This is a genomic window from Deinococcus aquiradiocola (assembly GCF_014646915.1).
GTDB lineage: Bacteria > Deinococcota > Deinococci > Deinococcales > Deinococcaceae > Deinococcus > Deinococcus aquiradiocola.
On sequence record NZ_BMOE01000003.1, the window covers coordinates 255,958 to 268,807 of the forward strand.

Annotated in this window: 13 protein-coding genes; 7 read left to right on the forward strand and 6 right to left on the reverse strand. The window is 71.0% G+C overall.

All coding sequences use genetic code 11. The features are described 5' to 3' along the window. The first annotated feature begins 87 nt into the window (after positions 1-87). Positions 88-792 carry a CoA transferase subunit A gene (locus IEY33_RS06730; RefSeq protein ID WP_188961507.1) on the forward strand — a complete coding sequence of 235 codons (705 nt, stop codon included), beginning with the start codon at positions 88-90 and terminating at the stop codon, positions 790-792. Beyond that, positions 792-1,475 carry a 3-oxoacid CoA-transferase subunit B gene (locus IEY33_RS06735; protein ID WP_188961508.1) on the forward strand — a complete coding sequence of 228 codons (684 nt, stop codon included), beginning with the start codon at positions 792-794 and terminating at the stop codon, positions 1,473-1,475. The genes IEY33_RS06730 and IEY33_RS06735 overlap by 1 nt, the downstream gene beginning before the upstream one ends. Positions 1,476-1,625: 150 nt before the next feature. Here IEY33_RS06735 and IEY33_RS06740 read toward each other — a convergent pair whose 3' ends face one another. From IEY33_RS06740 to IEY33_RS06755, 4 genes are all read right to left on the reverse strand, one after another. Beyond that, entirely contained in the window at positions 1,626-2,087 is a 462-nt protein-coding gene (locus IEY33_RS06740) for a hypothetical protein (protein ID WP_188961509.1), read from the reverse strand. A 193-nt stretch (positions 2,088-2,280) separates the two neighbouring features. Continuing rightward, positions 2,281-2,649, reverse strand: coding sequence for a roadblock/LC7 domain-containing protein (locus tag IEY33_RS06745; RefSeq protein ID WP_188961510.1), 369 nt, complete (start codon positions 2,647-2,649; stop codon positions 2,281-2,283). Positions 2,650-2,715: 66 nt separating this feature from the next. Then, a complete protein-coding gene (locus tag IEY33_RS06750) occupies positions 2,716-3,246 on the reverse strand; it encodes a GTP-binding protein (protein WP_188961511.1) in 531 nt (176 codons plus the stop codon). 1 nt (position 3,247) lies between these two features. Then, the gene (locus tag IEY33_RS06755; RefSeq protein WP_188961512.1) at positions 3,248-3,889 is read right to left on the reverse strand and encodes a hypothetical protein; all 642 of its coding nucleotides are present in this window, start codon (positions 3,887-3,889) and stop codon (positions 3,248-3,250) included. A gap of 300 nt (positions 3,890-4,189) precedes the next feature. Between IEY33_RS06755 and IEY33_RS06760 the strand changes: the two genes are divergently transcribed. From IEY33_RS06760 to IEY33_RS06780, 5 genes are all read left to right on the forward strand, one after another. Continuing rightward, complete coding sequence (locus IEY33_RS06760) at positions 4,190-5,767, forward strand: GMC family oxidoreductase (RefSeq protein WP_188961513.1); 1,578 nt, start codon at positions 4,190-4,192, stop codon at positions 5,765-5,767. 73 nt (positions 5,768-5,840) lie between these two features. Further along, positions 5,841-6,527, forward strand: coding sequence for a response regulator transcription factor (locus IEY33_RS06765; protein WP_188961514.1), 687 nt, complete (start codon positions 5,841-5,843; stop codon positions 6,525-6,527). Between the two features lies 1 nt (position 6,528). Then, positions 6,529-7,908, forward strand: a complete 1,380-nt coding sequence (locus IEY33_RS06770) for a HAMP domain-containing sensor histidine kinase (RefSeq protein WP_188961515.1) — start codon at positions 6,529-6,531, stop codon at positions 7,906-7,908. Positions 7,909-8,004: 96 nt separating this feature from the next. Next, positions 8,005-8,694, forward strand: coding sequence for a hypothetical protein (locus IEY33_RS06775; RefSeq protein WP_188961516.1), 690 nt, complete (start codon positions 8,005-8,007; stop codon positions 8,692-8,694). Between the two features lie 151 nt (positions 8,695-8,845). Then, positions 8,846-9,436, forward strand: coding sequence for a hypothetical protein (locus IEY33_RS06780; RefSeq protein ID WP_188961517.1), 591 nt, complete (start codon positions 8,846-8,848; stop codon positions 9,434-9,436). 13 nt (positions 9,437-9,449) lie between these two features. Here the strand turns inward: IEY33_RS06780 and IEY33_RS06785 are convergent, their stop codons facing one another. Both IEY33_RS06785 and IEY33_RS06790 read right to left on the reverse strand, forming a co-directional pair. Then, the gene (locus IEY33_RS06785) at positions 9,450-11,669 is read right to left on the reverse strand and encodes a diguanylate cyclase domain-containing protein (protein WP_188961518.1); all 2,220 of its coding nucleotides are present in this window, start codon (positions 11,667-11,669) and stop codon (positions 9,450-9,452) included. A gap of 182 nt (positions 11,670-11,851) precedes the next feature. After that, a complete protein-coding gene (locus tag IEY33_RS06790; protein ID WP_188961519.1) occupies positions 11,852-12,724 on the reverse strand; it encodes a DNA repair protein in 873 nt (290 codons plus the stop codon). Between the last annotated feature and the right edge of the window lie 126 nt (positions 12,725-12,850).

Sequence of the window (12,850 nt, forward strand, 5' to 3'; positions counted from 1 at the left end):
CCTTCCCTGTCCCGCGCCTCACCCGGGCGTCTTAAGGTGACGCTTGCCCGTCCGGTCCGCGTCCGCCTTCCGGACGCCGGAGGCCCCATGAACCCCCTCTACCCGGATGCCCGAACCGCCCTGCAGGACCTGATCCAGAGCGGCACACACCTCGCCGTCGGCGGCTTCGCGTCCGCGGGCGTGCCCACCGACCTGATCGGCGCGGTCCACGACCTCCAGGTGCAGAACCTGCGCCTCGTGTGCTGCTCCACGCAGCGCAGCGAGCACTTCGGCGTGAACCGCCTCATCACGAACGGACAGGTCACGCGGCTCGTCACGAGCTACCTCGGCCCGAACGACGTGGTGCGCGCCCTGTACCTCAGCGGGAAGCTGCAGGTGGAGTTCGTGCCGCAGGGCACCCTCGCCGAACGCCTGCGCGCAGGCGGCGCGGGCATCCCCGCCTTCTACACGCCGGTCGGGGCCGGGACCGTCGCCGAGGACGGCAAGGAGGTCCGCGAGTACGGTGGGCGCCGCTGCCTGCTGGAGGAGGCGATCGTGCCGGACGTGGGCCTCGTGCACGCGTGGAAGGCCGACCGCAGCGGGAACCTCGTGTACCGCCGCACCGCGCAGAACTTCAACCCGCAGGTCGCGTCCGCCGCGCGCGTCACCGTCGCCGAGGTCGAGGAGATCGTGGAAGACGGGCAGCTCGACCCGGACGAGATCCACACGCCCGGCATCTACGTGCAGCGCCTCGTGCTGAACCCCACCCCGGACCGCAGTGTCCTGACCGTCCGCCTGCGAGAGGCCCGCTGATGCCGTGGACGCGTGACGAGATGGCGGCCCGCGCCGCACAGGAACTGCGGGACGGGATGTACGTGAACCTCGGGATCGGCCTGCCCACCTGCGTCGCGGACTTCGTGCCGGACGGCCTGAAGGTGTACTTCGAGAGCGAGAACGGCCTGCTGGGCCTCGGCCCCTCCCCCACCGTGGACGAGGTGGACCCGGACCTGCAGAACGCGGGCGGCGAGACCACCACCTTCATTCCCGGCGCGAGCGCCTTCAGCAGCGCGGACGGCTTCGCGATGATCCGGGGCGGGCACATCGACCTCGCCATCCTGGGCGGGCTGGAGGTGAGCGAGACGGGCGACCTCGCCAACTGGACGGTGCCGGGGCAGTTCGTGTCCGGCATGGGCGGCGCGATGGACCTCGTGGTGGGCGCGCGGCGCGTCGTGGTGCTGATGGACCACCTCAACAAGCGCGGCGAGCCGAAACTGCGGCGGGAGACGCGGCTCCCGCTGACCGGGCGGCGCGTCGTGAGCCGCGTCGTGACGGACCTCGGCGTGCTCGACGTGACGCCGCAGGGCTTCCGGCTGGTGGAACGCGCGCCGGGCGTCACGCTGGAGGACCTGCGCGCACGCACGGACGCGGCGGTCCTGCTGCCCGGCACACCCGCAGACGCTCAGGACGCGAGAAGCAGAGTACGGCGCGTCCGCTGACGGTGCAGCCCGGACGGGACACGACAGCAATGCGCCACGGCCTGACATGGCCGTGGCGCCGCTGGACGGGCGAGCCGCCGGAAGGGGGATCATACGGTTTTGATGCTCGCTTCGCCCTGCTGAACTCCAGAACTTCAGCTCAAAACCGTATCAGAACGGCGTGAAGACGAACTTGTCGCTGGTGCCGCCACGCACGATGCTCTCGGTGTGCTTCCCGATGTAGTTCTTCCCGGTCATGGCTTCCAGGGCGCCCCACACCGCGCCGAGCGTAAAGGTGCACTCGCGGGTGCTGCCTGGCTGCTCTCCGGCCATGCATACGGTTTCATGCGTTTCCACGACGACGTTCTCACCATCCATGTAGGATCGGTCGACGCTGCACAGGCGGGTGCCGTCCTTGCCGATCGCGGCGTTCAGGGCGCCCGCGACAGAATCGATGGATGGATTACTGTCTGTGAGGCCCAGCTCGGCGACAAGGTTGTGGCCACGTACTTTTCCCGCGCGGGTGAACACGACGGCGGCGCCGTCCGTGCCGAGCGTGTCTTCCACGCCCGTGATGACGGCTTTAAAGCAGACGATGCTGTTGAAATCTCCGAGTTCCTGGCGGGTGGTCATGAAGGTGTCCTCCGTGAATTCAGCGGGACGCGGTCATGATGAACATGAACCGCTCCCGCAGTGCGGGTCTGGGTGTGTAGAGGCGCCAACGGATACGGAGCTGCGCGGTGAGTGTCCCGGTGGTCGGTGCGCGCGGCGAAAGGCAGGGTCATCCGGGGTCCGTCGTACCGTCGGTGGTGAACCGCTGAACGGATCAGCCGAGAATGGTGGTGATCTGCCGGGCGGCGTCACGCGCCTCCAGGTGCAGCAGGCCCAGGTTCGCGTCCGGTGCGGTGATGACGGCCAGCACGCCTTTCGGGCCGGTCGCGTAGATGTACACGTTGCCGTCCTTGCCGGTGACACTGGTTTCGGTGAATTCACCGGCGCCGAGTGTCTCGGCGATGCGCTTGCCGAGGCCGAGGGCGGTGGCGGCCATGGCGGCCACGCGCTGGTAGTCGGTGGTGTCGGAGAAAGAGCGGGCGATGGCAAGGCCGTCGGTCGTGGCGATCAGGGCGCCCTTGATTTCGGGCATGCTGGCGCGCAGGGTGTTCAGGACGGCCTGGGTCTCTTCTTGCTTGCTCATGGTGTCTCCTTGGTGATGTGGTGTACGTGAGGGGTAAAGGACGGTGCAGAGAAGGGGGATTCTGTTTCAAACCGGGGACTGAAGGTCAGTCCGCTCGGCGATGACAGCGAGCAGGGAGGTGAGGGCCGACTTGCAAGACGCGAGGTCGGTGGCGTCGATGCCGATGACGTGTTCTGGCGGCGTCTCGAAGTACGACGCGATGTCTTCGGCGGCCCAGGCGTGCCCGTGGTCCTGATGTGTGACGCCGACCAGGTATGGGATGGAGTAGCGGGTACTGATGAATTCCAGAATTCGGCGCGAGTGGCGGAAGTCGGAAGGCTTGATGCCGGACACCAGAATCAGCAGGCCGAGCGCGCCGTCGCACAGGACGTCCCACATGAAGTCGAAGCGTTCCTGGCCTGGCGTCCCGAAGAGGAAGAGCAGGTCGTCTCCGACATGTACCGTGCCGAAATCCATGGCGACGGTGGTGTTCGTCTTGCCGATGTCCTCACTGGCCTCTACGTCCGTGGCAACCACGACCGTCTCGGAGAGGGTCTGGATGAAGGTCGTCTTGCCCGCGCCGACGGCGCCGCTGACCACGAGTTTCAGAGGTTGCATATCAGACGCCCTGCCCGCGCAGGCGTCCAAGCAGGCGTTGCAGCATGGTCCTGGCCTCGGACGTGACGACCGTGGCAGGCGGGGACTGCCGCTGTGCAGGTTTCGAAGGGTTGCCCGGCGTGTGCTGGTGCGCGAGTTCGATGAGCGCGGCGGAGCGCAGCTGGTACATCATGACCTGCGCGTCGTGCTGCGGGACAGACAGGATCTGGGAGAGCAGTTCTGCGTTCGTGACGTGCTTCAGGTGTGGCGATGCCTGCTGCCACATGGTGGCGAGGCCCGCCGGAACCTCGGGACTGCCGGGGCGGAGGCGGAACATGGTCTGCGGGTGTGGCAGATTCACGTCCGGAACCACGTGCTGCACGGCAGCCTGCTGCAACAGTGGGAAGAGTGGGAGGAGGTAGTGTCGGGCCAGTCGGTCGCGCGCGAGGTCCTCGAAGGAAAATTTCCCGTGCGCGTCGGACAGCAGTTGCAGGACGGTGTGCGTGGCGCGGTCGCGGTCCTGCACTGCGAAACCATCGATGTACAGCGACAGCAGGTGGTTGTTGTGAAGCGCCAGTTCGATGCTGCGTCCACCCAGGGCGCTGTAGAGGTACAGCGTCCCGGTCTTGGACCGTGCGATTCGGAGAACGTCAGTCAGCGACATGTCCTCCAGATCTCCAAATAAAGCCATGACCTCTCCGTGACCACTCGTGTTTGTTCGACGTTAAGCATCACGATGATGCCTGTGCGAATGGTAGGTGAGGGAGAATATCGGATTTCTTACAAAGCAGTTTACGCTGGGGGACATAATTTAAAATATTGATAGATGATGGCCACGTGGTCATCTCGGGCATGCGCGACAGAAGCTCTCCGAATCATCCGTAGCTCACCCGCCTGCCCGTCACCTCCACGTGGAACTGTGAAGCGCAGTTCCACGGTCCCCATGCCGCTATACTCGGTCCAAATGACAGCAACTCACCCAGACGTGATCGTCGTCGGGGCAGGTTCGGGCGGCAGCGTCACCGCCCGCCGCCTCCTGGACGCGGGCCTGCGCGTCCTGCTGCTCGAAGCGGGCGGACACGACCGGCACCTCTTCATCCGCGCGCCCGCCGCCTTCCCGAAACTCTTCCGTTCGCGCTTCGACTGGAACCTGCAGACCACCCCGCAACCCCACGCGGACGGGCGCCGCTTCTACTGGCCGCGCGGCCGGGTCCTCGGCGGCAGCAGCGCCATCAACGCCACCATCTACATCCGCGGCTCCCGCCGCGACTACGACGCCTGGGGGGACGGCTGGCGCTGGAACGACGTCCTCCCCGCCTTCCGCAGCCTGGAGACGTACAGCGGCGGCGCCAGCGACACGCGCGGCGACCACGGCCCCCTGCCCGTCGGCCCGCGCCGCGCCTCCCACCCGCTCAGCGAGGCGTTCGTGGCGTCTGCCGCGCAGGCCATGCACATCCCGCACGCCGCCACCTTCAACGACGGCACCCTCGAAGGGGCCGCGCTGCTGGAAAGCAACCACCGCAACGGCGAACGCTACAGCGCCTTCCGCGCCTTCCTGCAGCCCGTCCTCCGCCACCCGAACCTCACGGTCCTGACGGACGCGCAGGTCCTCGAACTGCTGTGGGACGGCCCGCGCGTCACCGGTGTCCGCTTCCGGCACGCCGGGCGCACCCTCGACGCGCACGCGGGCGGCGTCGCCCTCACGGCCGGCGTCATCCAGACCCCGCAGCTCCTGATGCTGTCCGGCATCGGCCCGCGCCGCGAACTGCAGCGCCTCGGCATTCCCGTCCGCGTCCCCCTGGACGGCGTCGGCGAGAACCTCAAGGACCACCTCGCCGTGCCCGTCATCTTCGGCAGCCGCGTCCGGTCACTCGACCGCGTTCCCGAAACGCAGGCCCTCGCCCGGTACCTCTGGAACCGCAGCGGCCCCCTCAGCAGCAACGTCGCCGAGGCGAGCGCCTTCACGCACGCCCGCAGCGGCCTCGACCCCGCCCACGACGACCCTGACCTGCAGTTCCACTTCGGGCCCGCGTACTTCCGCGATCACGGCGCCGTCAGCGAACCCGGCAACCACTTCTCCGTCGGCCCGGTCCTCGTGGACGTGCACAGCAGCGGCCGCCTCACCCTCGCGTCCCGCGACCCGCTCGCGCCGCCCGTCATCGACCCGAACTACCTCAGCGACCCCCGTGACCTCGAAAGCCTCGTGAACGGCGTCCGGCAGGCCCGCGAGATCGCCGCGACCGGGCCGCTCGCCGCCCTCAGCACCGGCGAGGTCCTCCCCGGTCCCGGCACCCGCAGCGACGACCTCGCCCGCCACGTCCGGCAGGAGAGCGCCACCCTCTACCACCCCACCGGCACCGCCGCCCTCGGCGACGACGGACGCGCCGTCACCACCCGCCGCCTCGCCGTGCACGGCACGCGCGGCCTGTGGGTCGCGGACGCGAGCGTCATGCCCAACCTCATCCACGCCAACACCAACGCCACCGCCATGATGATCGGCGCGCGCGCCGCCGGCTTCATCACCGAAGACCTGACGCGCTGAAGGCCCGGCCGCTCACCGGAGGCGGGGGTGGTGCGGCGGTGGGCTCTCACGCGCTGTCGCCTACCATGGGCGTATGAGTGCCGTGCCGACTGAGTTGCCGACCGTGCTGATCGTGGAGGATGACGCGAGCATCCGTGAGTACCTGCAGCTGGGCTTCGGGTACGAGGGGTTCCGGGTACTGCTGGCGTCCGGCGGGACGGAGGCGCTCGCACTGTTCGCGCGGGAGGCGCCGGACGTGGTGGTGCTGGACGTGGGGTTGCCGGGCGTGGACGGGTTCGGGGTGCTGAAGGCGATCCGGGAGCGGTCGCAGGTGCCGGCGCTGATGCTGACGGCGCGGGACGCGGTGGACGACCGGATTCGGGGCCTGACGCTCGGCGCGGACGATTACCTCGTGAAGCCGTTTCATTTCGGAGAGCTGGTGGCGCGCGTGCAGGCGATCCTGCGGCGCGTGCAGCCGGAGCGGGGGCGGACGCTGTCGTACGCGGACCTGACGCTCGACACGGCGCTGCGCGAGGCGACGCGGGGCGGGGTACGGGTGGAGCTCACACCGCGCGCGACGGACCTGCTGGAGGTGCTGCTGCGGCACCCGGAACGCGCGCTCAGCAAGGCCGTGCTGCTGGACAGCGTGTGGGGCGGGGAGTTCATGGGAGACGACAACATCGTGGAGGTGTACGTGCGGCAGCTGCGGCGGGCCCTGGGCGAGCCGGACCTGATCCGGACGGTGCGCGGGGCCGGGTACGCGCTCCGGCTGCGGGAGTAGCGTGCGCCTGAGTCTGTCGGGTCGCCTGACGCTGCTGGTGCTGGGGTTGCTGCTGGCGGCGCTGGTCCTGATCGGGGTGACGCTGGGCGCGCGCGTGCAGGCGTTCGTGGCGACGCAGTCGGAACGCGCGGTGTACGGGCAGCTGGCGCTGGTGGTGCAGGCGGGCGAGGCCGGGTCGGGGGTGGGGCGGGAGTACGCGCTGTACCAGGCGCTGGTGGGCGCCGCGCAGACCGCGCACTCGTGGGGGGTCCTGGCGACGCGGGACCGCACGTACCTCAGTGACAGCGGGGCGCACGACGTGCCGCCCCGGCGGGTGCTGACACAGGTGCGGCAGGCGGGGCGCGGGCAGTGGGGCGCGGTGCGGCTGCTGGCGGACGGGCAGGGGAACGTGCTGGGACTGGCGGTCAACCCGGCGGACGGGGAGCGGCTCACGCGGGGCGTGGTGCAGGCGTACGCGGTGATCGCGGCGCTGGCGCTGGTCCTGGCGGGCACGGCGGTGCTGCTGCTGCTGCGGCTGGGGTTGCGGCCCCTGCGGAACATGGCGGGGCAGGCGGCGCGCCTGGGGGTGGGGGACCTGTCGGAACGGATGCCGGTGTTCGCGCCGGACGACGAGCTGGCGGTGCTGGCGCGCAGCCTGAACCGCATGCTGGGGCGGCTGCAGGAAGCGTTCCGGCAGCTGTCGGAGGAGGAGGCGCGCACGCGGGCCTTCGCGGCGGACGCGAGTCACGAGCTGCGGACGCCGCTCGCGGCGATCTCGGGGAGTCTGGAGGTGCTGGCGCGCGCGCAGGACGACCCGGGCGCGTCGGAGTTGCGCTCCCGGCTGGTCGTCAACCTGCGGCGCGAGTCGCGGCGGGCGGGGCGGCTGGTGGACGACCTGCTGACCCTGACGCGCCTGGACGCGGGTGAAACGCTGCGCAGGGAGCTGCTGGACCTGCCGGGCGTGCTCGGCGGCGTGCTGGAGGTGATGGCGGACCTCGCGCCGCAGGTGAGGTTCGCGCTGGACCTGCCGGGCACGGAGGCGCTCACGGCACGGGCGGACGTGGGCCGGGTGGAGGGGGCGCTGCTGAACCTGCTGCGGAACGCGGCGGCATACACGCCGGGCGCCGGTCCGGACGCAGGGCCGGACGCCCTGCCGGTGGTGACGTTGCGGGCGACACGGGTGGGCGCGTGGGTGCGGCTCAGCGTCCTGAATCCCGCCGCGCTGCCGGAAGCGTTCGTGCCGCGCATGTTCGACCGCTTCTCGCGCGGGCCGGACGCCGCGCCGGGCGGGTCGGGGCTGGGGCTGGCGATCGTGCGGGCCGTGGCGACCGCGCACGGCGGGGAGACCTTCGCCGTTCAGCAGGGCGGGCAGCTGGAAGTGGGGTTCACCCTGCCGGCATGAGCGGGGCGGCGTTCAGCGTTCATTCAGCCGCGTACCCTGGCGCGTTCAGCGGGGACCGCCAAACTTCCTTTCGTAAGTCAACCAAGGGAGTACACCATGACCAAGAACCTGAAAGCCCTGACCGCCCTGATCACCCTCGCTTCCGCCACCGCCTTCGCGGCGGCCGGTACGCCCGCCCCCACCGTCACGCCTGCCGTGAAGGCGCAGGGCGTGACGGCGGCCCCCGCCACTCCTGGCGCCACGGCCCCCAATGCCGCGCAGGCCGCGCCCGGCACGGGCGCACCGGTGTGCGCTCCGCATGGTGGGCGCCGCGGTGACCGCGCGGGCGGCCGCCCCCCGGTGCCGGGACAGGCCCGCGCCCCGCAGGCCCAGGGAACGTCAGCCCAGGGACAGGCCGTGAAGCCCACGGCCGCCCCGCAGGCGACCGGTCCTCAGGGCACGACGCCGCCCGCCCTCAAGAACGCGCCGGCCCGCCCCGCCATGAACGGTCAGGTCCCCGCGAACTGCGGCCCGGTGGGCGGTCACCCGCCGCGCGGCCCGGAAGGTCAGGCGGGCGTGCCGCCCATGAAGGGTCCGGCGGGTGAACGTCCCGCGCCGAGCGCCGCGCAGCTCAAGGAGCAGATCACCCGCGTGGACGCCCTCATCGCGAAGACCACCGACGCGAAGGCCAAGGGGTACCTCACGGACGCGCGGGCGCTGCTGCAGGCCGGCAACTTCCGTGCCGCGCACGGCCTGATCCACGCGGCGGAAGCCCTCACGCTTCCCCAGGGCCAGCAGGGCAAGTAAACCTGACGGCGCAGCAGGAGCGTTCACCGTCATGAGGTGAACAGGGGGCGGAATCACGGGCGACGTGGTTCCGCCCTCCTGCATGGGGACGCAGTATGGTTGGAGGACCGTTCAGGGCTGGAGAGAGGGCACGGTCCGGGGAGGAAGGTGGATGAAGGGCAGCTTCACAGGTGCGGGGAGGGGGCCGGGCGCAGGGGGCGCGCTGCTGCTGGTGTGCGCGCTGCTGTGCGGACCTGTCCTCGCACAGAAGCGCCCGGACGTGGCGATGCCGCCTCCCCTGCCGGGCGGGCCACCGCCGCGCGGGCCGAGGCCGGAACCGCTGAGTTTCGCGGACGCGCGGGCGTTCGCGGCGCGTGCGGCGTCGGTGGTGCGGCAGGTGAAGGCGGGCGAGCTGCGCGTGCGGCCGTCGCCGCAGGGGCCGAGGTTGACGGTGCCGCTGCTGTTTCAGGGGCGTCCGGTGGCGGAGGTGGTGCTGGACCGCGACCTGAACTTCGTGGAGCGGCCCGCCGTGCCGCTGCTGGAGGACGTGACGGTGCCGCCCGCCGTGAGCGCCAAGGCACGCGCGGGACTGGACGCGCGCGTGGCGGGGCTCGCGGCGTCGGGGCTGGCCGAGGGGGCCGGGCGGCACGTGCGGGTGCCGCTGGTGTATGCGGGGGCGGTCGTGACGGACCTGCGGTTCGACCGCGTGAGCGGCGTGCTGCTGGCGGAACCTGACCGGCCCGGACCGCCCCCGCGTCCCTGACGCGGGCGGGCGTTCAGCGGCGCGTCTGTTTCATGGCGTACATGCGTTCGTCACTGAGGCGCAGCAGGTCTTCCGGGTGCTGCGCGTCCCTGGGTGATGACGCCGCTCCGGCACTGACGCCTGCCGTGACGAACCCGGTGGCGTGCAGGGCGCCCGTCACGCACAGCAGATGCGACTGGAGGGTGTCGGGCGTGTAGTGCGCCGTGCCGGGCATGAGCACCACGAATTCGTCTCCACCGAGCCTGAACAGTTCGTCCTGCGGGCGGAAGGTGGCGCGCAGCGCGGCCGCGAAGGCGATCAGGAGGGCGTCGCCGCGGTGATGGCCTTCCTGGTCGTTCACGCGTTTCAGGCCGTCGAGGTCGAGCAGCACCACGGTGAAGGGCGTGCCCCGCATCTGCCGGACCGCGTGCTGGTACGCGCGGCGGTTCCCGAGGCCGGTCAGGGCGTCGCTGCTGGCCGCGACCTGCAGGGCGTGGAAGTCCTGATGCCGCTGCATGCTGATCTGCAGGGTGCGGGCCGCCGTGGTGAGCAGCTGCCGGTCACCGTCGCTCCAGGGGGACGGCTGGTTCCGGTACGCGCTGAGCACCAGGGAGCCCTCCCCGGCCTCCAGGATGACCGGGAGGAGCGCGGCGGCGTGCATTCCGGCCTCGCGCACGTCGGGCGGCAGGTCGTCCGGGTCGAGGAAGACCGACTGGCCGGTCAGGATGCGGGCCGCGTACCCGTCTGTGGTGGAGAAGCCGCGCTGCTGGTACTCCCGGAGCGGTTCGGGGATGTCGCCGTGCAGCGCGACCGGCATCAGGCGTTCGCCGCGGTGCTGCCACAGGGCGAGCCAGCCGTCCCCGAACACGCGCCGGAGGACCTTCAGGGCGACGCCGGCCACGACGAGCAGGTCCGCGTCGAGGTCGAGGCTGCGGAACAGTTCGAGGAGCGCCTCGGCACGGTCGCGTTCCTGGCGGGCCGCTTCCTGGGACTGGACGAGGTCCGTCACGTCGTACCCCACGCCGAGCGACCCGCTGAGGGTCCCGTCGGGGTGCGTGAGCGGCGAGAATCTCGCCTCGATGGTGCGGCCGCGGATGTGGATGTGATGCGTGAAGCGTTCGCCCTGCCGGATGCGGCCAAGCAGGGACTGGATTTCCGGCGTATCGCCGTAGCGTTCGGTGACATGGTGTCCGGCCGCCTCGCCGGGACGGGCGTTCAGGCCCTGCAGGGCGCTGCCCTCGGAGAGGGTGAAGGTCCCGTCGAGGTCGGTGGCCCACAGGACGAGTGGCGCCGCTTCGAGTGCGAGGCGCAGGCGGTCGCGGGTCTCGACGAGGTCGGCACGTTCCCGTGCCCGGTCCGTGGCGAGCTGAAGGGTGCGCTGCAGGGCCGTCAGGACCGGCAGTTCGCGCGAGCCGGGCGGGAGGGTCCCGCCGTCCGGTCCGGCATCGAGGCGCGCGAAGAGGATGAGGACCGAGTGACGGGCGTCGCTGCTGACGCGGACAGCGAGGGCGCAGCCCTGTTCAGGCAGCGTGGGCAGCAGGCGGCGCAGCTGGCCGCGCGTGAACGTCATGACGGGAAGGTGCAGGTCGTCCTGGCGGAGGGGAGCGGCCGCGTCCTTGAAGGTGGTGTCGTCCTGCGCGAAGGCACGGGCCTGGAGCGTGTCGGCGTGCCAGCAGCCGGTGATCCTGCTGCCGTCCGCGTCCACGTGCAGAATGGCGGCCCAGTCGCAGAGCAGCAGCGGCGCGAAGCGGTGGCAGGTCTGCGTGAGGAGCTCCGTGAGGGTCAGGTCGAGGCTGGCGAGATCCGTCACCTCGCCGAGCGCGCGGGCGATGGCGGCCGCGTCGATGGCGCGGGCGGTGAGAACCTGAAGGTCGAGACGTTCGCGCTGCAGGGCACGGTGGGTCGCCTGACGGTCGAGTTCCGTGCCGATCACCTGCGCGAAGCTGTGCAGCGTGTCGCGGTCGTCCGGCTGCCAGGGGGAATCACCGTAGGTCAGGCCGACGCGGACTTCACCGATGACCCTGCCGGAGGGGTCCGTGACGGGGCACGCGAGGGACGGGACGGCGCGGGTGTCGTCGTCCGCGGCGGGTTCACCGCTCGCGGCCGCGCGCCACGGGCCGTCCGGCGCGTCGAGGGTCAGGACGGCCCAGTCGGCCTGCAGGGCGCGGCAGGCGAGGCGCAGGAGACGGGAGAGTGGAGCTTCGGTCTGGGCGATCAGGTCGTCCGCTGCTGAATGTGGTCGCTGCTGCAACACGCGCCTCCTGAAAGCCGGACCATGCAAGGACACGCGGGGAAAACTTCGGAGAACTGTTCCCAGTGTCTCTCACGGGTCCGTGGCCGCCTAGTCCCCCGCCCTTCATGGTTGTGGGGAGGCCGGATGCTGGGTACACGCACGCGCCCCGCCCGGACGTCCGGGCGGGGCGCGTGGGGGGGGCGTCAGCGCAGGCCGCTGCTCAGGACGGCCGCAAGGCGCCGGGTGCCGGACTTCTGCAGTTCGTCGAGGGTGTCGGTGCCTTCGCGCAGCATGGCCTTCCAGCGTTCGAGGCTGCGGGCGTCCTCGCCGCTCTGGCGGACGACGGCGGAACTGACCGCAAAGTGCGCCTCGGGGAGGCGTTCGAGGGCGTTCACGGCGCCGCTGTGGCGGGCGCCCAGCAGCGCGCCGAGCATGCCGACGCTGTTGCTGCGCTCCATCAGTTCACGCTGGAAGGTACGGTCCTTGATGCCGGTGATGACGTCCCAGGCGGCGTCCGCGAGGGCCGTGACGGGCGACGCGGGTCGGTGGACTTCCACGCCGAGCGTGTCGCCCTTGCGCCAGGTACGGCTCCAGACGCCGGCGCGGTCGTTGCTCCAGCGGGTCTCGAAGTCGCGGGCGTCCTCGACGAGCACGCGGATCTGGCCGAGGCCGGGCTTGAGGGTGACGCGCGGGCCGTCTTCGAGAACGCCCCATTCGCTGAGGCCGTCCGCGCCGAGCGCCTGCATGGCGGCGTACGTTCCGGCGACGGACCGTGCACCCTCGGAGAGGAGGGCGACCTGCATGCCGTCGGTGTCAAGGGCGATGTCCTGCTGTCCGGCGTCGCCGGTGAGGCGCGCGCTGTGCCTGAGGTGCAGCAGGCCGAGGCCCCAGCGGTCCTGGGCGAGGCGCAGTTCGCGGGTCAGCTGTTCGTTGAGGTCCTGTTCGCTGGCGCCGCCGTCCTGCAGGACGCGCACGTCGCTGTCGATGCCGGCGGTGGCGACGAGGGCCGCGAAGCGGGTGAGGGCGTCCTCGTGGGGGGTGGCGGGGGTGGGGTCTTTCCTGCGGGTCTTGGTCATGGTGGGTCCTCTGGACGTCCCGGTCGGGGGGAGGGGGAAGGGGGCGGCGCGGTGCGGCGGTGGCCGGTCAGGGTGGCGCCGGTGGACCGAATCTGCTATACACAGATTCACTGAAACCATTATGTC

Coding starts and splice junctions, on each gene's coding strand:
- IEY33_RS06730 (WP_188961507.1), top strand. CDS start 88: ATGAACCCCCTCTACCCGGATGCCCGAACCGCCCTGCAGGACCTGATC.
- IEY33_RS06735 (WP_188961508.1), top strand. CDS start 792: ATGCCGTGGACGCGTGACGAGATGGCGGCCCGCGCCGCACAGGAACTG.
- IEY33_RS06740 (WP_188961509.1), bottom strand. CDS start 2,087: ATGACCACCCGCCAGGAACTCGGAGATTTCAACAGCATCGTCTGCTTT.
- IEY33_RS06745 (WP_188961510.1), bottom strand. CDS start 2,649: ATGAGCAAGCAAGAAGAGACCCAGGCCGTCCTGAACACCCTGCGCGCC.
- IEY33_RS06750 (WP_188961511.1), bottom strand. CDS start 3,246: ATGCAACCTCTGAAACTCGTGGTCAGCGGCGCCGTCGGCGCGGGCAAG.
- IEY33_RS06755 (WP_188961512.1), bottom strand. CDS start 3,889: ATGTCGCTGACTGACGTTCTCCGAATCGCACGGTCCAAGACCGGGACG.
- IEY33_RS06760 (WP_188961513.1), top strand. CDS start 4,190: ATGACAGCAACTCACCCAGACGTGATCGTCGTCGGGGCAGGTTCGGGC.
- IEY33_RS06765 (WP_188961514.1), top strand. CDS start 5,841: ATGAGTGCCGTGCCGACTGAGTTGCCGACCGTGCTGATCGTGGAGGAT.
- IEY33_RS06775 (WP_188961516.1), top strand. CDS start 8,005: ATGACCAAGAACCTGAAAGCCCTGACCGCCCTGATCACCCTCGCTTCC.
- IEY33_RS06780 (WP_188961517.1), top strand. CDS start 8,846: ATGAAGGGCAGCTTCACAGGTGCGGGGAGGGGGCCGGGCGCAGGGGGC.
- IEY33_RS06790 (WP_188961519.1), bottom strand. CDS start 12,724: ATGACCAAGACCCGCAGGAAAGACCCCACCCCCGCCACCCCCCACGAG.